Annotated in this window: 21 protein-coding genes; 14 read left to right on the top strand and 7 right to left on the bottom strand. The window is 48.1% G+C overall.

Annotated elements, in window-relative coordinates:
• Positions 1-14 precede the first annotated feature (14 nt).
• From tusD to trmA, 6 genes are read left to right on the top strand one after another with little or no spacing between them, the layout of a single operon-like run.
• A complete protein-coding gene (tusD, locus tag DFR27_RS04275; protein ID WP_121876240.1) occupies positions 15-401 on the top strand; it encodes a sulfurtransferase complex subunit TusD in 387 nt (128 codons plus the stop codon).
• Positions 401-733 (top strand): DsrE family protein, encoded by a 333-nt coding sequence (locus DFR27_RS04270; RefSeq protein ID WP_121876239.1) that lies wholly within the window; start codon positions 401-403, stop codon positions 731-733. The genes tusD and DFR27_RS04270 overlap by 1 nt, the downstream gene beginning before the upstream one ends.
• On the top strand, positions 733-984 hold the full coding sequence (locus DFR27_RS04265) for a hypothetical protein (RefSeq protein ID WP_121876238.1): 252 nt from the start codon (positions 733-735) through the stop codon (positions 982-984). Before DFR27_RS04270 ends, DFR27_RS04265 begins: the two co-directional genes overlap by 1 nt.
• A complete protein-coding gene (locus DFR27_RS04260) occupies positions 975-1,295 on the top strand; it encodes a TusE/DsrC/DsvC family sulfur relay protein (protein ID WP_121876237.1) in 321 nt (106 codons plus the stop codon). The genes DFR27_RS04265 and DFR27_RS04260 overlap by 10 nt, the downstream gene beginning before the upstream one ends.
• Positions 1,292-2,287 (top strand): glycosyl transferase family protein, encoded by a 996-nt coding sequence (locus DFR27_RS04255; protein WP_121876236.1) that lies wholly within the window; start codon positions 1,292-1,294, stop codon positions 2,285-2,287. The genes DFR27_RS04260 and DFR27_RS04255 overlap by 4 nt, the downstream gene beginning before the upstream one ends.
• Before the next feature lie 45 nt (positions 2,288-2,332).
• Entirely contained in the window at positions 2,333-3,418 is a 1,086-nt protein-coding gene (trmA, locus tag DFR27_RS04250) for a tRNA (uridine(54)-C5)-methyltransferase TrmA (protein WP_121876235.1), read from the top strand.
• Between the two features lie 53 nt (positions 3,419-3,471).
• On the opposite strand, the gene DFR27_RS04245 is transcribed toward trmA, so the two are convergent.
• The gene (locus DFR27_RS04245; protein WP_121876234.1) at positions 3,472-3,963 is read right to left on the bottom strand and encodes a DUF2489 domain-containing protein; all 492 of its coding nucleotides are present in this window, start codon (positions 3,961-3,963) and stop codon (positions 3,472-3,474) included.
• A gap of 51 nt (positions 3,964-4,014) precedes the next feature.
• Between DFR27_RS04245 and DFR27_RS04240 the strand changes: the two genes are divergently transcribed.
• On the top strand, positions 4,015-4,446 hold the full coding sequence (locus DFR27_RS04240) for a tetratricopeptide repeat protein (protein WP_121876233.1): 432 nt from the start codon (positions 4,015-4,017) through the stop codon (positions 4,444-4,446).
• A gap of 2 nt (positions 4,447-4,448) precedes the next feature.
• Here DFR27_RS04240 and DFR27_RS04235 read toward each other — a convergent pair whose 3' ends face one another.
• Positions 4,449-5,072: a response regulator transcription factor gene (locus tag DFR27_RS04235; RefSeq protein ID WP_121876232.1), complete on the bottom strand. Its 624-nt coding sequence runs from the start codon at positions 5,070-5,072 to the stop codon at positions 4,449-4,451.
• Between the two features lie 67 nt (positions 5,073-5,139).
• On the bottom strand, positions 5,140-6,876 hold the full coding sequence (locus tag DFR27_RS04230; protein ID WP_121876231.1) for a sensor histidine kinase: 1,737 nt from the start codon (positions 6,874-6,876) through the stop codon (positions 5,140-5,142).
• 66 nt (positions 6,877-6,942) lie between these two features.
• Here DFR27_RS04230 and murI point away from each other — a divergent pair, with 66 nt between their 5' ends.
• Complete coding sequence (gene murI, locus DFR27_RS04225; RefSeq protein WP_121876230.1) at positions 6,943-7,704, top strand: glutamate racemase; 762 nt, start codon at positions 6,943-6,945, stop codon at positions 7,702-7,704.
• A gap of 124 nt (positions 7,705-7,828) precedes the next feature.
• The gene (locus tag DFR27_RS04220) at positions 7,829-8,905 is read left to right on the top strand and encodes a 3-deoxy-7-phosphoheptulonate synthase (protein ID WP_121876229.1); all 1,077 of its coding nucleotides are present in this window, start codon (positions 7,829-7,831) and stop codon (positions 8,903-8,905) included.
• Between the two features lie 145 nt (positions 8,906-9,050).
• Here the strand turns inward: DFR27_RS04220 and nfuA are convergent, their stop codons facing one another.
• The gene (nfuA, locus tag DFR27_RS04215; protein ID WP_121876228.1) at positions 9,051-9,638 is read right to left on the bottom strand and encodes a Fe-S biogenesis protein NfuA; all 588 of its coding nucleotides are present in this window, start codon (positions 9,636-9,638) and stop codon (positions 9,051-9,053) included.
• A 79-nt stretch (positions 9,639-9,717) separates the two neighbouring features.
• Here nfuA and DFR27_RS12770 point away from each other — a divergent pair, with 79 nt between their 5' ends.
• Complete coding sequence (locus tag DFR27_RS12770) at positions 9,718-9,927, top strand: DUF2970 domain-containing protein (RefSeq protein WP_121876227.1); 210 nt, start codon at positions 9,718-9,720, stop codon at positions 9,925-9,927.
• Between the two features lie 27 nt (positions 9,928-9,954).
• Here the strand turns inward: DFR27_RS12770 and DFR27_RS04205 are convergent, their stop codons facing one another.
• The gene (locus DFR27_RS04205; protein WP_121876226.1) at positions 9,955-10,416 is read right to left on the bottom strand and encodes a MarR family winged helix-turn-helix transcriptional regulator; all 462 of its coding nucleotides are present in this window, start codon (positions 10,414-10,416) and stop codon (positions 9,955-9,957) included.
• Between the two features lie 428 nt (positions 10,417-10,844).
• Here DFR27_RS04205 and DFR27_RS04200 point away from each other — a divergent pair, with 428 nt between their 5' ends.
• The 3 genes from DFR27_RS04200 (at position 10,845) to DFR27_RS04190 (ending at position 14,164) form a co-directional block, all read left to right on the top strand.
• Positions 10,845-12,545, top strand: a complete 1,701-nt coding sequence (locus tag DFR27_RS04200; protein WP_121876225.1) for a nitrite/sulfite reductase — start codon at positions 10,845-10,847, stop codon at positions 12,543-12,545.
• A complete protein-coding gene (locus DFR27_RS04195; RefSeq protein ID WP_170150773.1) occupies positions 12,538-12,897 on the top strand; it encodes a DUF934 domain-containing protein in 360 nt (119 codons plus the stop codon). Before DFR27_RS04200 ends, DFR27_RS04195 begins: the two co-directional genes overlap by 8 nt.
• 97 nt (positions 12,898-12,994) lie before the next feature.
• Positions 12,995-14,164, top strand: coding sequence for a cation:proton antiporter domain-containing protein (locus DFR27_RS04190; RefSeq protein ID WP_121876223.1), 1,170 nt, complete (start codon positions 12,995-12,997; stop codon positions 14,162-14,164).
• A 233-nt stretch (positions 14,165-14,397) separates the two neighbouring features.
• On the opposite strand, the gene sohB is transcribed toward DFR27_RS04190, so the two are convergent.
• The gene (sohB, locus tag DFR27_RS04185; RefSeq protein ID WP_121876222.1) at positions 14,398-15,489 is read right to left on the bottom strand and encodes a protease SohB; all 1,092 of its coding nucleotides are present in this window, start codon (positions 15,487-15,489) and stop codon (positions 14,398-14,400) included.
• A 152-nt stretch (positions 15,490-15,641) separates the two neighbouring features.
• On the opposite strand from sohB, the gene DFR27_RS04180 reads away from it, so the two are divergent.
• Positions 15,642-16,391: an SDR family oxidoreductase gene (locus tag DFR27_RS04180; RefSeq protein WP_121876221.1), complete on the top strand. Its 750-nt coding sequence runs from the start codon at positions 15,642-15,644 to the stop codon at positions 16,389-16,391.
• Between the two features lie 91 nt (positions 16,392-16,482).
• Here DFR27_RS04180 and nudC read toward each other — a convergent pair whose 3' ends face one another.
• Positions 16,483-17,226, bottom strand: coding sequence for an NAD(+) diphosphatase (gene nudC / locus DFR27_RS04175; RefSeq protein ID WP_121876220.1), 744 nt, complete (start codon positions 17,224-17,226; stop codon positions 16,483-16,485).
• Between the last annotated feature and the right edge of the window lies 1 nt (position 17,227).

The raw sequence follows: 17,227 nt of genomic DNA, 5'->3' as shown, positions 1-17,227 counted from the left end.
CCTTTTTTCAAGCCATGAAATTCTCTCTCCTTATAAGCTGCGCACCTCAATTGAGTGAGATGCACCATAATGCACTCTCGTTTGCTCAAGCTGTATTGGATTCGGGTCATACCTTAGAAAGTGTGTTCTTTTGGGGTGAAGGCACTTCAACGGCGCTTAAAACTTCAGTCTCCCCTCGCGATGAACATGACGCTGCAACACTTTGGCGCGACATTGCTGCCCTTGGCGGTACAGATCTTAACGTCTGCATTGCCTCGGCTACCCGTAGAGGAATACTCAACAAGTCCGAAGCCAAACGCCACGACCTCCCAGACGCTACCGTTGCGTCGGGCTTCAATATTGTCGGGCTTGGCGCATTAATCGAGGCTGAACTTAGCGCTGACCGAGTGGTGAGATTTTAATGCGAGATCTACTTATCTGCTTCACTTCAGATCCCTATGCTACACCCGTAGCACAGGAGCGTATTGACCTCTTAATTGCAGCGCTTAACTTCGATCGCGATGCCGCCCTATTACTGCTGGGTCCCAGTGCACTGGCACTGAATACGGTTCAGAGCCCTAGCTTTGCGAAATCCGCGGCTGCCAAATTGCAACTTCTCGAACTGTTTGATCTCGAAGATATATTTGTCTGTAGTTCATCTTTACCCAAGCAAACTGTGGTACCTGTAAAAGAATTGCCCAAGAGCGAGCTTAAAGCGCTTATGGATGAGTTCAAAAATGTGTGGATACTCTAATGTCTAGCCTTCATCTACTTTACTCCAGTGCCAGTGCTTCACTCGCCGAAGCGGCGGCTGGCGAGAAGGATACGATTGTATTAATGAGTCAGGCGGTGCTGCTAGCGTCAGGTTATACTCCAGGCTGCCAATTACTGGCTCACGAAGGTGCGTGTAAGGCGCGAATGCTCAGTCCTCATTGCGAACTCATTGATACCAATGGGTTAGTCCAACTAAGTGCTGATCACAAGCGAGTAATCACATGGCCCTAAGCGATGTTTCACGGGATTCCGAAGGTTTTTTGACTGACCTTAATCAGTGGACGCCAGAGCTTGCCCGAGAACTGGCACGGGAAGAAAATATCGAACTGAGCAAAAACCATGAAGTTGCTATTGAGGCTGCGCGAGCCTTCCATCAACAGTTCGAAACGTCCCCATCCATGCGAGCGTTCATTAAGTTTCTAAAGCGCGAAGGGCATGATGAGATTGCCTCTAGCATCGCACTACTTAAGCTTTTCCCCGGTAGCCCCCCGAAATACATTAGTAAGATTGCTGGTCTACCTAAACCAGAAAATTGCCTATGAGTGTCGCAACCGAACACCCGTTTGCTGAATTTATTCGTCAAATAGGCAAGGGCCAAAAGGGCCGCCGAGACCTTACTGAACAGCAAGCTTTCACAGCTATGACCGCCATACTAAGTAATGAAGCATCAGCTACTCAGATTGGCGCATTCCTAATGCTGATGCGAGTGAAGGAAGAATGTGAAGAAGAGCTTATTGGCTTTGTTAAAGCGATAGAAACATTTTATTGCCCTTCATACCCTCAACCTGACATACAGACCGACATTAGTTGGTCCAGTTATTCGGGTAAGCGTGACGAAAGCAATTGGTATGTTTTAGCGCAGCTTGCACTAAGTCAGTCCTATCGCATTCTCGTTCACGGCGGTCCTGGCCATACACCAGGAAGACATTACACTGAATCTGTCTATGAACACCTAGACCTAATTCAGACCCCCACACCTAAGCTGAATTCCCCAGCCTACTTAGCGCTGCGAAACTGGGCTCCTAAGCTTGAGGAGCTAATCTCCCTGCGCTTCGAACTCGGCCTGAGATCGCCGTTAAATAGCGTCCTTCGACTCTGTTCACCGGTCCCAGCGCGCTTGCAGATTATGTCCGTCTTTCACCCCCGATACGCGCCGCTCCACCAACACGCCGCAATACGCCTTGGCCGTGACAGAAGTTTGGTATTTAAAGGAGCCGGCGGCGAAGCCGAGATTCGACCAAATGCGAACACTGCTTTGTTTATGACTCATGCGGCTATGGGTTATGACCTGACTTTGCGCCGAAAATTTGCGACGAAAGTTCCGCCTTATCAACCATCGGTTAATGCGCTGAAAGCGCTTTGGCGCCAAGGGACGAGTAGCCACGACCATACAACGAGCGGAGAAATCGCCATTATCGAGACGATGACCGCTGTGCTGATGGCCTACCACCATACCGATTACCAAAGCGCCCACGAGGAAAGTCTTGCCCTTTGGCATGATCGCGATAAAAATCGGCTCGATATCCAACCATAAGATCAACTATAATTCGCGCAATCAACTCAGCATCTAGGTAACCGCGTGAAATTCACCCAACCTGAAAACTACCAAGCACTCTTCGCAGAGAAAACTCAACGCATCAAAGCCATGCTATCTCCCTTTTATCAGGGCGAACTAGACACTTACGAGTCTGCGCCTGAGTTCTATCGAATGAGAGCAGAATTTAGGGTGTGGCATACGGATGACGGCGCTCACTACGCGATGTTTCAGCCCGGAGATAACAAAACTCCGATATTTATCGATCAGTTCCCCGTTGCCTCTAAGGAAATCAACGCGCTGATGCCAAAGCTGTTAGCGGAAGTGAACAACAGTGAACTCCTCGCTAAACGCCTCTTTCATATTGAATTCTTGGCCACCCTGTCAGGTGATATGCTGGTGACTTTTATTTATCATCGCCCGCTTAGCGATGAATGGATAGCTCTGGCGAAGCTTCTTGAGCAGCGTTACGACATTGCCATCATTGGTCGCTCTCGTAAGCAAAAAGTAGCCATAAGTCGCGACTGGGTAGATGAGGTGCTAACTGTCAACGGCAACACCCTGCACTACCGACAAAATGAGGGAGGATTTAGCCAACCCAATGCTGCGGTCTGTGAGAAAATGCTGGAATGGGCTATCGCCCAGTCAGCCCAGCAAAACCCTAAAGACCTCTTAGAACTCTACTGTGGTAATGGTAACTTTTCTGTGGCCCTAGCACCTCATTATCGCAAGGTCCTAGCTACCGAGATGGCCAAGACTTCAATCCGCGCAGCGCAACTGAATGCAGCGTCTAATGAAGTAGAGAATCTTAGCGTGGCTCGCCTCTCGGCTGAAGAATTTACTCAAGCGTGGAATAGAGAGCGCGAGTTTAACCGTCTCAAAGGCATTGACCTAGATGATTACGATGTATCGACAATTTTTGTAGATCCACCCCGCGCAGGTATGGATCCTGACACAACTACCCTGTGCCAACGGTTTGAACGGATTATCTACATCAGCTGCAATCCAGCAACCTTAGTTGAGAACCTCCAGCAGCTAACAGAAACTCACGAAGTTAAACGCGCAGCCCTTTTTGACCAATTCCCCTACACCGACCATATGGAGGCCGGGGTAATACTTGAACGCCGCTAGCACCATTAAGGCTTAAACGGTAAAGACGAGCGCCGTCTTAGAGTAAGTAGACGCTAAGCAGCGGCATCGTCAAATTTCGGGCGTTCAAAGGTTGATAGCCCGGTCATAGAGCGCTTCACTGACTCTTCAAACTCCTGCTCTAGTTCGTCTCGCTGTCGGTCTAGCTTGAATTGCTCCTTCGGAGATAACGCTTTATATGCGGCCATAATAGGGAAATCCTGAGCCCGATCAGACACTTCAAAGATGGCAGGATAAATGCCGCGATATAACGAGCTCAACTGGAGTTGATCCATTGAATGACAAATTCTCAAACAAGCTTCGGTAGACGAAAGCTCTCCCTGAAGGTGAGCTCTCGCTAATACGGTAATACCCAAAGCAACCTCATCCATCGCCGCTTCGGCACGTACTTCGATATCTTTTAACTTCAGTGCTTGGTCAGCCTGAACCTGCTTAACCTGTTTTGTTAGCTTGAGTGCATAAATTGCTAGCACTACAATAATACTTATTGCTAGGATAAAACCGATTAAGATAGTCGCGGTCAGCATAAAAACTCCAATTCTAATCAATGTACCGATTATACGCTTAAAAAGGGCACCATGGACGAACTAAGCAAGGAATTAACGGAATCGATTAAATCACTTTGTTCGGAAGGTTATGACCTTTACGATCAAAAGCAGTGGGAACGTGCGTTGCGTGTTTTCTATCGCGCCTGGAACAAGCTGCCAAAGCCTCAGACTAATTACCGTGAATCAGGTTGGGTACTTACCGCTTTGGGGGATACCTACTTCAAAGCTGGGAGGTTTCGGCCTGCAAAAGAAGCGCTAAATTCGGCGCTTCACTGTCCAGGCATCAACTACAACCCCTTTGTTTTACTTCGTTTGGGGCAGGCGTTGCTTGAACAAGGCGATGCCGATAAAGCTCATCAGACGCTTGCCTTTGCCTACAAGAAAGGCGGTAGGCAGCTTTTTGAAAGCGAGGCACCGAAATATTTGCTGGCAGCGCTTCAGCCGCCAGCAAATAAAGACTGACCTTAGATTTCGCTACGCGCAATCATGACCATTCTTACCAGCTGCGCCAGTGAACGACAACCCATCTTTTGCATCACATTTGCGCGATGAATCTCAACGGTGCGTTGGCTAACCTCAAGGTCATATGCAATCACCTTGTTCGCGTTACCTGCCACCACCATCTCCATCACCTGAGATTCTCTATCAGTCAGCTTAGAAAGCCGCTCTAAGGCCGTCTCCTTCAATACTTGACGCTCTCGGCTTGCAGTCATACTCTCAACTGCATCTTCAATATGTGAAAGTAGTTCCTGGTCATCGAAAGGTTTAAGAATGAAATCTAACGCGCCGTTTTTAATGGCTTCAACCGCCATTGGGACGTCACCATGCCCTGTGACGAAGACAACAGGTAACAACTGATCGCGAGCCTTCAGTTCGTCGAACAGTTCAAGGCCACTCATTCCGGGCATACGAATGTCGAATATTCCGACCGCAGGCTTCGTTAACGTGGCATTGGCTAAGAAATCTTGTGCATCCACAAATGTCTGACAACGATAACCGTTGGCCTTCATTAGAAAACTAATTGAACCACGTACTGCTTCGTCGTCATCAACAACGTAAATTACAACATCTAGTGCTTGTTCGCTCATGCCTTATTTCCCTTTTTGGTCAAACTTTTAAATGAATATTTATGCTGTAACACAAAGCTTAGCGCGACTACGCCGATGCTTTCGCATAGGGCAGGCAAACTTCGAAAACCGCCCCGCCTTCGTTTTTATTAAATACTCTCATAGTACCTTTGTGAGCTTGGACAATGGAGTGACTAATGGATAGTCCAATCCCCATCCCCGATGCTTTGGTGGTGAAGAATGGATGAAATACACGCTGAAGCGCTTCCTCACTAAGCCCAGGTCCATTATCGCCAATCTGAATAATGACACCCCTATCCTCGGCAAACAGTATCACATCTACTTGGCCGTCGGACTGTCGGAATGCCGCAACGGCCTCAAGAGCGTTACGAATCAAATTGATCAATACTTGCTGTATTTGCACCGCATCAACTTGGATGGGCGCGATGCCAACTTGAAGATCAGTGACTACTGGGATGTCATACTTTCGCGCGTCGACCATGCCAAGCGCCACAGATTCAGCCACAATATCTTCAGGAGCCCAGAGTTGAAGATTAGTGCCACTCTTATTGACAAAGTCTCGCAGGCGTCGGATAACCTCGCCTGCACGCCGCGCTTGCTTGGCAATCTGATTGAATGCCTCCTCCATCATCTCTCTATCTAATTCAGGGCGCTGAAGTAGCTTTTCACTCGCCTGGGCATAGGTGGTAATTGCAGAGAGTGGTTGATTAATCTCATGAGCAATCCCCGCCGCCATTTCACCCATGGTATTGAGGCGTGCGACGTGAGCAAGATGATCACGGCCGTCACGAATAGCCTTTTCCGCCACACGCAGATCCTTCTCCGCTCTTCGACGATCAGTGATGTCTACCAGTGTGACCAAAAGTCTATCCTGCTCATCGAGCTCCACTTTTCGCATCATCACTTCAAGTTCATGCTCGGAACCCCCGCTATCGCGGACGAGCCACAAGAAGTACTGAGCCTCGCCATTTTCTGCTCGAGATATGAAGTCACGAGGCTGCTGATACGCCTGATTTTTCACCGAAAAGCTATCGAGGTCACGACCAAGAAGCTCCCACTTAGTCATACCAAAAATCATTGCGGCACGATCATTACAGTCCACTATTTCTGGTGCTAGCAGCAACACCCCCTCGTTGGCGTTATCGAACAAGGTGCGATACTTCAGTTCATTCTCTTCCAAATCAACAATAATTGGCCTACTAATCCGATAGAAGAACCAACCGCCTATTGAGGTAAGAATTACCGCGGCTAACACCGCTTTAATCGCCGCATTTACGAAGGGTTCGCGCAGTTCATTGATTGATACGGTCAACACAAAGGCAACGCCCCATTCGGGCAAACCAGAGAATGCTTTCACCTGCGGTTCAGTGAAACCATCATCAAGCATGACTACACCTTGAGCGCCGTTTAAGGCAGCAAGAATCACCTTATCTTCCATGAGATAAGCAGCACTGGAGACGATCGTATCGCCGCCCATTAGCCAATGCATCTCATCGTTGGTTTGCACGATGACCTCAAAGACTCCCGTTGTCTCGTTGATTGGGAGCGTTTGCCGGTCAAATTGCGAATACACTCTTCGCATCACGGTCAGCCGGTCTTCAACCTGCCAGTCAGGCTGTTCCAGTAACATCCGTTCAAACAATAGGGCTTGGTTATCAACATAACTAGATAAGATATATTGATTTTGGTAGGCGACACTTCGAAAAAGTGTAAAAAGCGTGAACAACATCACCATGACACTCACGGTGATGAGTACGATGATTAGACCGAAAATTCGACCCCGATAGCTCTTACGAATTTTCACGTTCAAGTCCTTGTGTTATAGCCTTTCTAAGATAACAATAAGCTAGATTAAGCATGGAAACAAAGTGTGTCTGTACTAATTTTTGATTCAGGTCTCGGTGGGTTAAGTATCCGACGAGAAATTCAACTGCTACGCCCCGATCTCAGCATTCATCAATTTGCTGATCACGCGTGGCTGCCCTACGGAGCAAAGCGCGCTGAAGATATCCGCAGCAGAATGCTTACGCTAATTCCTGAGATGGTTGATCGTGTAAATGCCTCACTGCTTGTTGTGGCGTGTAATACCGCCAGTACTCATACGCTTCCCCAACTCCGAGCAACCTTGAACATTCCGGTGGTAGGTGTTGTCCCGGCAATCAAGCCCGCAGCCATTCAGTCCGCCACCAAGAGCATTGCGGTGCTCGCAACGGAGCGAACAATCACATCCCAGTACCTTGATGAACTGATCCAAAGCTACGCCGCCAACTGCCAAGTTACTCGTATCGGCGCCAATCAACTCGTTGAACTCGCGGAGTCTAAACTATCCGGTAACGCCGTCGATACTTCGGAACTCCGCAAGATTCTTCCCCGCTCGCTGTTTCCAAGCTCTGTAGATACCCTTGTCCTTGCCTGCACCCATTTCCCGCTGCTCAAGACGGAACTATTGTCCGTACTTCCTGACCACATCGAACTGATTGACTCGGGCAATGCTATTGCCCGGCGCGTGAGTACGTTGGCCTCGCTGCAGAGCCACCCTCAACCGGCAGAATTCTTCACCACGGGCACATTGAACCAAGCAACGGTAAGACTACTTCAAGCGGAATCATTCGCGCGCATCACCGCCCTCTAGGGCCAGTGACCATCTATAAACTTTGGTTATCCAAGATAAAAGTAAGTTTCCCTTTAAGCGTGGAGGCTCCGTGGCTATTATGCTTAAACTAATAACGATTAATCGAACTGTGTGGTAAGCGAAAATGAGTGTAGCAACAATTGACAATATCAACGTTGAAAGCCAAGACGTACTGATATCTCCAGCAAAGCTAATTGCAGAACTTCCGCTCTCTGAGCGTGCTGAGAAGGTAGTAACCGACGCGCGAAATACTATTCGCAACATCCTAGATGGCAAGGATCATCGCGTATTGCTGGTAGTTGGACCCTGTTCAATTCATGATACCGACGCCGCTATGGACTATGCCAAGCGTCTAAAGGCTTTAGCTGACGAACTCAGCGACACATTGTTTATTGTTATGCGGGTTTACTTTGAGAAGCCTAGAACCACCGTTGGCTGGAAAGGCCTGATCAACGATCCTCACCTGGATGACTCCTTCGCCATTGAGGAAGGTTTACACACTGGCCGAAAACTATTAATGGATGTGCTCGAGCTCGGTATTGGCACCGCGACTGAAGCGCTTGATCCAATTTCACCACAGTATCTTCAGGACCTCATCGCATGGTCAGCCATTGGCGCCCGAACCACTGAATCGCAAACACACCGTGAAATGGCGAGTGGTTTGTCTTCGCCTGTTGGTTTCAAAAATGGTACCGATGGCGGTCTCGAAGTTGCCATTAACGCGCTGCAGTCATCGGCGAATCCTCACCGCTTCCTGGGTATCAACAAATCAGGCCAAGTAGCCATTATTCGAACTAGAGGTAATGCCTACGCACACATCGTACTCCGCGGAGGTAACGGGAAGCCAAACTATGATTCTGTATCAGTGCAGGTCTGCGAACAGGAGCTAACGGCGGCAGGTATAACCCCAAATCTAATGGTGGACTGTAGCCACGCGAATTCGAGTAAAGATCATAATCTTCAGCCGCTCGTACTTGATAATGTCTGCAATCAGATTATTGAGGGAAATCAATCTATCATGGGAATGATGATCGAATCACACCTTCATAGCGGCAACCAGAAGATCAATGCGGATCGCTCTCAGCTTGAATACGGCGTTTCCATCACTGATGCCTGCATCAACTGGGAAACTACGGAAGCGAGCCTACGCGAAATGGCAGATAAACTGCGTGATGTTCTGCCACTGCGGACCCGCTCTTAGTAAACAGCTACCTTTGAGACTTCGCAGTTGCGGCGCCCCATTTTTAGCAGCTAATAAAAAAGGCCCAATATGAAGATATTGGGCCTTTTTCTTTACAGCAAAACTTAGTGATGGCTTAGTTAGCTGCGCAATACGTGTAACGCGCTTACTTAAAATAGGCGTTAGACGTATCTGAGTGGTCAGTAGAATCCTTAACTCCGGCCAATTCGGGAATGTGCTCTTTAAGCGTTTTCTCTACACCCTGCTGAAGCGTTACGTCAACCATGCCACAGCCCTGGCAACCACCACCAAACTGCAATACCGCAAAACCATCTTTATCTACTTCTAACAGCGAAACTTGTCCGCCGTGAGCCGCTAAACCAGGATTCACTTCATTGTAAAGAACATAGTTAATACGATCTTCAATGGGGCTATCATCACTCACCCGCGGCATTTTGGCATTGGGGGCTTTAATGGTTAACTGACCGCCCATTCTATCTTCGGCGAAATCAACCATTGCATCCTCTAGGAATGGCAATGAGCGCTGATCAAACCACATACTAAAGCGTTCCAATGGCATCTCCACATCACCCTCTTGCTCTTCACCTGGGCGACAGTAGGCAATACAGGTTTCCGCAGAGGGCGTACCAGGTGATTGAACAAACATGCGCACGCCTACACCCTCAACATCTTGCTTACTTAGTAAATCTGCGAGATAGTCGTGAGCTGATGGGGTAACGGTTACATTTGACATGGTTGATTTTCTCCAGCAATTTGGCCGTATTCTACGTTAAAGCTGAGACGATAAAAACAACAAATCTTTAAGGGTTATTATGAACGGTAACGCCGCCACTAAGGGATGGAGAAAATGGCTGAGAATAGCCAAAAGTACCGGGGCTGCATTTCTTGGCGTTCAGTCAAGCAAGGTACTCGAAGAAGATTTTCAAGGAAGTAGCCCATTACCTTTTATCATAATGGGCCTTTTGCTTACGGTTGCATTCGTTGTTTCGCTAGTCGTCATTGTTAACATCGTTTTAAACTAAACGATGAACAGCGGCTTCGCTGAGAACTTAATGGAATGGCGTGTCGTCATTTCCGGTTGCCGCAAGCAGTACGCTTAGACCACGGAAAAAGTTTGATTTTTCACGCTCATCTAACAATTCGATGAATTGCTTCTCGTGCGACTTAGCCGATTCTAACAGCGAAGGAATTAAGTTCTTTCCTTTCGTTGTTAGCTCGATGTTAATTGAACGGCGATCTGCATTCTCGCGACTGCGCTCAACTAAACCTTTAGCCTCCAAACGATCAACCAAACGCGTGATAGCAGAGCGATCAACACCAATATGCTGAGCAATCTGTGCCGGCGTTTTCGCGCGTTCGTAGTAAACCGCATTCAACACCATCCATTGAGCCCAACTCACACCGTACTGCGCTACGGCTCCATTGAAGGCTTCTTGCATTTGTGTGGCCAAACGGCCGAGCCAATAAATTGAACTGCTGTGTAATTCCATATTTGACGACTCTGAACTCATAAAATAAGCACCTAAAGCAAACCTTTCGAGAAGTTAAGGGTCACGCCAACGCGAACCCTGTTAGCAATTAAGCTAAACCTTGTAACCAAACGATAGCCGCAGTTACGAAAATCGCAATTAAAATTACCGCTGCAGCAGCATCTACTTTTGTATCATTTGAACTATTTGTTGATTCTGTCACCTTAAACACCCCTTTGTTATGAAACTCAATTAGATTGACCGATCCATAACAGCCTCGGCTATTTACAGTATAACCACTACCTATTACCACCGACAACCCGTGGAAACCCCCACTCTGGCTGGCCTAGCGCAGCGCATTCAACTTATATAACAATAGGTAATAAGAGTATAAAATTACTGTTCTTTTTAGAATAATAGAAAGCTGCTAAGTTAGCGCCCTAGTAAAGTAATTCAGGGATTGACTGAACATGTACGTATATAAAGCCTTCGACCAATCTGTGGTTGACCAACGAGTTAGTCAATTCCGTGATCAAACGGCTAGATACCTAGCCGGAGAATTATCTGAAGAAGCCTATCTGCCGCTACGTCTTCAGAACGGTCTTTACATTCAACGTCATGCGCCCATGCTCCGAGTGGCTATTCCCTACGGGATGATTAATAGCCAGCAACTGCGCAGGCTTGCCGACGTTAGTCGACGCTATGATCGCTCATATGTCCACGTAACGACTCGCCAGAACATTCAGCTCAATTGGCCGCAGCTCGAAGACGTTCCCGATATTCTAGCTGAGCTAGCTCAGGTTGAAATGCACGCCATACAAACGTCTGGCAACTGCATTCGAAATACCACTACGGATGCTTTCGCAGGCGTAGCAAGAGATGAAGTCGCCGACCCTCGTCCGCTGTGTGAACTAATCAGGCAGTGGAGTACGCTGCACCCTGAGTATGCGTTCTTACCTCGTAAATTTAAGATCGCCGTATCGGGCACTGAGTCAGATCGTGCCGCCATCCGCTTCCATGATATCGGCCTGCAGTTAGCCCACAACAGCTCGGGTGAACTAGGCGTTGAAATTTTCGTGGGCGGTGGTTTGGGACGCACGCCAATTGTCGGGCAGTCGGTTTTTGATTGGGTTCCACTTAGTCAGCTACTTAATTACCTCGAGGCCATTTTAACGGTCTATAACCTGAATGGCCGACGCGACAACAAATACAAAGCCCGCATCAAAATTTTGGTGAAGGCAATGGGCGTCGAAGCATTCAGAGAGGCCGTGTTAAAGCAACTACCAATAGTTGGCAGCTACGAGGAGCGGCACGTCGCTAACAAGCTGAGCGAGCTCGGCGGCTATTTTAGCGAGCCCAATTATGAACGCGGTCTTGATGAACTTGAAACGCAAGCAAAACTGTTTGAGCAGCAAAAGCTCGATAATAATTTTGCGCTTTGGCTTGGTAGAAACGTAAGTCAGCATCGTATCGATGGATATCGCGCGGTAACACTCTCGCTCAAGAAGCCCGGCACGCCACCAGGTGATCTATCCGCTGACCAACTTAACTTGGTAGCCGATCTTGCTGAGCAATATAGTTTCGGCGAAGCCCGAATGACGCACGAGCAGAATATCGTTCTCGCTGATGTGCCGGCCAATGGTCTTTATGCACTTTACCAAGCACTCTTAACGGCCGGTTTCGCTACGCCAAACATCAACACCATGACTGATATCATTTGCTGTCCTGGCGGAGACTTTTGTGCCTTAGCTAACGCCAAGTCGATTCCGGTCGCACATGATATTCAAGCGACCTTTGATAATTATGATTATCTTTATGACTTGGGCGATCTTGATCTCAATATTTCCGGTTGCATGAACGCCTGTGGCCATCACCACATTGGCGACATTGGTATTTTAGGCGTCGACAAGAAAGGTAAGGAGTTCTATCAAATTTCTTTAGGTGGCAATGCGGGCTACGAAGCAGCAACTATTGGCAAAATACTGGGGCCATCATTTGCCCAAGAGGAAATTACCAGCGTCTTGCAGAAGCTCCTTAATGTCTTCCTGGAGCACCGCCTAGAAGGCGAGCGATTCGCTCATACCTACCATCGCATTGGCCACGCGCCGTTCAAAACAGCCGCCTATGCAACCACAGCAAACACAACTACGGAGGCTGTCACTAATGCCTGAGCTGTCAGTTTTATTGGCCGAAGACATCGAAACTGTGTATCCGAACAGCCCAACTATTAATGAAAGCACCGACTTGCATGCACTTGTCGCGGGCAAGGACGATGCGATAATTATCGAGGTCCCAGTTTTCACCGATGGCAAGGTCTTCAGTATTAGTAAACAGCTTCGAGCGCTGGGTTTCACCGGTCACATTATCGTCTCAGGTAACTTTATCACTGATCAAGTTGGCTACCTCTCTCAGTGCGGTGTAACGGTATTCATGGTGAGCAATGATTCCGCTCGTGCAGAAGTGGAACGACTACTTGAACGTCGAATTGATAGCTATCACTTTCAAGAAGTCGCGAAGCATTAATCCTTCCCCCTATGTTGGTTGCACTTGGGGGGCACTTTCAAGATTACTCGCTTGCGTAATCCTCAGGACTCCGCCACTATTTGGAGGCTATTAGGAGATTGACGTGACCGATATTTTCCAAAGTTTTTTTATTATTTTTTCAAGTGCCGCCGTAGTGGCTACGCTAGCCCTTTGGGGTAAGCAGCCACTGATTGTTGCCTATATCTTAGTCGGAATGTTGCTTGGTCCGTTCGGTTTCGGCTTCGTTTCGGACTTAGAACTGCTTCGACAAATCAGTGGTATTGGTATTATTTTCCTCTTATTCCTACTCGGTCTGGATATGCAGCCCAGCGCTCTCTTGTCCACCTTGCGAAAGTCCACCGTTGTTGTCCTATTAAGCTCACTGGTCTTTGCGGGGTTAGGCGCCATACTGGCATTTAGTTTCTCATTTTCCACCACTGACGCGCTGATTATCGGGGCGTGCTGTATGTTCTCCTCTACCATTATCGGCATCAAGCTGCTCCCCACTACAGCACTACACCATCGCCACATTGGTGAGCTACTGGTTGGAATTTTGCTGGTTCAGGATATCATCGCGATCATTCTAATTAGCTTATTGCAAGGCACTGATAGTGTTGATAACGCCTTCGCCTCAGCGCTCTATATACTCGCGATGATTCCGTTAGTTGCCGGCGGATCGCTAATTGCGGTGCGGTTTATACTGCTCCCATTGCTCGCTAAGTTTGATCGCTTTCAGGAGTACATCTTCTTGCTGAGTATTGGTTGGTGTCTAGGTGTGGCCGAAGTTAGCGAACTAATTGGCTTATCACGTGAAATCGGTGCCTTTTTTGCCGGAGTAAGCCTCGCGAGCTCACCTATTTCTCAATATATCGCATTAAGTCTTAAACCGCTCCGAGACTTTTTCTTAGTGACTTTCTTCTTTGCCCTAGGAGCGGGTTATAACTTTGCCCTGTTAGAAGAGGTCTGGCTAGTGAGCAGCTTGCTCGCGATCAGTATTCTAGTGATCAAACCACTGACCTTTAGAACGTTACTTCGAAAGCAGTCTGAATCAAACCGATTAGCGTGGGATCTAGGAATACGTCTCGGCCAAATTAGTGAGTTCTCTCTGCTCGTTGTTTTCGTCGCGATAAATGCCGGACTTCTCTCTGAAGCGGCATCAATTACAGTACAAAGTGCTGCGATCTTGACCTTCCTAGTTTCCAGTTACCTCGTGATTTTTAATTTGAGTAACCCTTTGTCACCAAAAGATTCGTTACGACGGGACTAAACGCATATAATTCGCATTGGACCTAGCGCAACGCTGAGCCCTGCACTAATTCGTATTGTCACGCTTGGCAAGCATTTAGCAGTAACAAAAAAAGGAGCCAATTGACTCCTTTTTTTGTTACTGCTAAACAGCGCCCTACCCTTCGGTAAAACTTTCAGCACTCTCCACGAACAGTCACATCACTGTAGACTAGAAGTTTCGCCAAGGTACGAGAGAAGTCGCCACGCTGTATCTTAAAAATCGCGGCGATGCGTAAGACCCAGTAGTTTGTCATACGTGGCGGTTAGCGCGGTTTGAGCTGCCAAGCCAACTTTATCTGCAACGGACTTCTTCCGCGACCACTGCACAAGGTACTGATCAAAGGTCTTGCGACCACTGAATAAATACTCGTCTGAGGTCTGCAACTCATCAACCAAATCTAGCGCTAAGGCTTGCTTTCCATACCAGGCTTCGCCGGTAGCTACAGCATCGATATCAAGCTTAGGTCGAGCTTCGGCAACCATGTCGCGGAACAGGCGGTGAACCTCTTCCAGCTCCTCTTGGAACTTCTCTCGCCCCTCATCGGTGTTCTCACCGAGCATGGTTAAGGTTCGCTTGAATTTCCCTGCAGTATGTAACTCAACATCCACATGATTCTTCTTTAACAGGCGATGAATATTCGGCATCTGCGCCACCACACCAATGGAGCCAAGTAATGCAAACGGTGAAGCAATAATACGATCAGCCAAACAGGCCATCATATAGCCACCACTCGCAGCCACCTGATCAACGCAGATAGTCAATGGAATTTTCTTCGCCTTGATTCGTTCGAGCTGAGCAGCAGCCAGGCCATAGGCATGCACCATACCGCCGGGACTTTCTAGTCGAACAACCACTTCGTCGCAGGGTTCCGCTGCGATCAATATCGCAGACACTTCCTCTCGCAGGTTCTCTACGGCGGAAGCTTTAACATCGCCATCAAAATTGATGACATAGCGAATCGGTTTTCTTTTATCCGACGCCGAGGCATCTTCCTTTTGCTCATCGGCCTTTGACGAAGTCTTGGCAGAAGCTTTCGCGGCCTTCTTAGCCGCCTTTTTCTCTGAATTCTTCGTCTTTTTAAGCGCTTTCTCGCGGCGTTTGATCTGGTCATCACTCGCCGTGGCTACAAACATGGCCTCCTCCAGCTCTTCGAAATGACCATTTAGATCCGTTACTGATACCTCACCCTTTTTGGCACTCTTTCGTGCACCACTATTGGCGATCAGACCAATCACTACCGCAATAGCTATAACTACCGTGATCGATTCAGCTAAAAATAATCCGTACTCTGCTAAGAATTCCAAGTATTAATCCTCCGATATGTAGGCATATTATGCCTCACGACTAACGCTTCGACTAGCAATTCGATTACGGTTTTCCCCCTTCGCCAAGCGGCGCTTGCTGCAGTAGACTGAATCATCTTACTGATAATAATTAACTAGGAGTTAACATCGTTATGACCACCACCTTTGATCTTTCGGGAAAAATTGCGCTGGTAACAGGCGCCAGTCGCGGCATTGGCGAAGCAACAGCAAAGCTATTCGCGCAGCATGGTGCTCATGTCATCGTCAGCAGTCGAAAAGTGGCCGATTGTGAGAAAGTCGTCGCTAGTATTGTTGCGGCTGGGGGCAGCGCTGAAGCGCGAGAGCTGCATGTTGGTAAAATGGATGACATTAGCAGCACCTTCGAGTGGCTAGCTGCCCAATATGGTCGTTTAGATATCTTGATTAATAATGCCGCCACCAACCCATACTTCGGAGCCATTGAAGATACCCCCGAGTCGGCCTTTGATAAAATTGTTGAAGTGAATTTGAAGGGCTACTTCTACATGACGGCTAAAGCCGTGAAGTTGATGTCTGCCAACGGTGGCGGGAGTATTGTTAATGTCGCTAGCATCAACGCTAAGTCACCAGGCCATTGGCAAGGTGTGTATTCAATCACTAAGGCTGGCGTCGTCAATATGACCGAAGCGTTTGCCAAGGAGTGCGTGAAGGACAAAGTTCGCGTGAATGCCTTATTACCTGGCCTAACTGCCACAAAATTTGCCGGCGCGTTGACTGAGCACCCTGACTCACTAAAAAATATTCCTATGGGTCGCGCAGCACAGCCCGAAGAAATGGCGCCTGCACTGCTCTATTTGGCGTCAGATGCATCAAGCTATACCACTGGCTTAGCGCTAAATGTTGACGGTGGACTGCTTATCTAAATGCGCTTGGAGTTTGGATGCCAACATGGCATCCATATTTAATTTAAGAGTTTGTTTCGCTTTGGCCGGGAGGCCACAATAGCTGGCATGGCTATTCAGCCGATTGCTGCGAGGCTAACCACTGAGAGATCATTGCTTCCGATATAGTGCCTAACGGAGGCAACAGGGCTAACTCGTCCTTTTTGAACCAACGTAAATCGCTCAACTCGTTTTTATCACGACTTAGCTCACCGGACTCATAACTCGCTATGTAGGCCAACATCATTTGCCCCGGGAAAGGCCACGACTGGCTGCCCAAATAGCGAATGTTACTCACATGAACGCCCGCCTCTTCCTTCACTTCACGGAGCACTGCCTGCTCGGCAGATTCCCCCACCTCAATAAATCCCGCTAACACTGTATAGACGGGCTCATTACTACGATGGTGATGAGCTAAAAGAATTCTGTCGCCGTCTTCAACTAACGCAAGCACACAGGGTGAAAGTCGGGGATAGCTACGATATCGACATTTATCACAGGCCATGGCTAGCTCATTACTGAGCCTACGAGTGCGGTAGCCGCAGCGCGGACAGTACCGATGATCTTTATACCAGTTAGCGACTTCTGCCGCGGCACTCAGGTATTGTTGATCCTCGAGGGAATAGCTTAACAGTAAGTCTCGAAGATTTTCACCATTGATAGGCTCATGCGGCACCAATACATACCAATTAACGCCGTGATCCTCGCGAATCAAAATCTCGTCGCCAACAATCATGGGTGGCTTAGCGGTATAAAACAGGTTGGTTTGGGTGAAAACGTGACTTCCGTCCGTAACGATCCAACGATTAGTTTTCACG

Origin of the sequence: Umboniibacter marinipuniceus (assembly GCF_003688415.1) — a bacterium.
In the GTDB taxonomy this organism is placed as follows: Bacteria; Pseudomonadota; Gammaproteobacteria; order Pseudomonadales; family DSM-25080; genus Umboniibacter; species Umboniibacter marinipuniceus.
This window is presented reverse-complemented; position numbering and strand designations above follow the sequence as displayed.

Bases quoted from the DNA above. Each gene is read 5' to 3' on its own strand.
- DFR27_RS12770 (WP_121876227.1), top strand. From the start codon at position 9,718: ATGAACGGTAACGCCGCCACTAAGGGATGGAGAAAATGGCTGAGAATA.
- DFR27_RS04195 (WP_170150773.1), top strand. From the start codon at position 12,538: ATGCCTGAGCTGTCAGTTTTATTGGCCGAAGACATCGAAACTGTGTAT.
- DFR27_RS04205 (WP_121876226.1), bottom strand. From the start codon at position 10,416: ATGAGTTCAGAGTCGTCAAATATGGAATTACACAGCAGTTCAATTTAT.
- DFR27_RS04270 (WP_121876239.1), top strand. From the start codon at position 401: ATGCGAGATCTACTTATCTGCTTCACTTCAGATCCCTATGCTACACCC.
- DFR27_RS04245 (WP_121876234.1), bottom strand. From the start codon at position 3,963: ATGCTGACCGCGACTATCTTAATCGGTTTTATCCTAGCAATAAGTATT.
- DFR27_RS04255 (WP_121876236.1), top strand. From the start codon at position 1,292: ATGAGTGTCGCAACCGAACACCCGTTTGCTGAATTTATTCGTCAAATA.
- DFR27_RS04260 (WP_121876237.1), top strand. From the start codon at position 975: ATGGCCCTAAGCGATGTTTCACGGGATTCCGAAGGTTTTTTGACTGAC.
- DFR27_RS04235 (WP_121876232.1), bottom strand. From the start codon at position 5,072: ATGAGCGAACAAGCACTAGATGTTGTAATTTACGTTGTTGATGACGAC.
- DFR27_RS04240 (WP_121876233.1), top strand. From the start codon at position 4,015: ATGGACGAACTAAGCAAGGAATTAACGGAATCGATTAAATCACTTTGT.
- tusD (WP_121876240.1), top strand. From the start codon at position 15: ATGAAATTCTCTCTCCTTATAAGCTGCGCACCTCAATTGAGTGAGATG.
- nfuA (WP_121876228.1), bottom strand. From the start codon at position 9,638: ATGTCAAATGTAACCGTTACCCCATCAGCTCACGACTATCTCGCAGAT.
- DFR27_RS04180 (WP_121876221.1), top strand. From the start codon at position 15,642: ATGACCACCACCTTTGATCTTTCGGGAAAAATTGCGCTGGTAACAGGC.
- DFR27_RS04220 (WP_121876229.1), top strand. From the start codon at position 7,829: ATGAGTGTAGCAACAATTGACAATATCAACGTTGAAAGCCAAGACGTA.
- DFR27_RS04265 (WP_121876238.1), top strand. From the start codon at position 733: ATGTCTAGCCTTCATCTACTTTACTCCAGTGCCAGTGCTTCACTCGCC.
- DFR27_RS04200 (WP_121876225.1), top strand. From the start codon at position 10,845: ATGTACGTATATAAAGCCTTCGACCAATCTGTGGTTGACCAACGAGTT.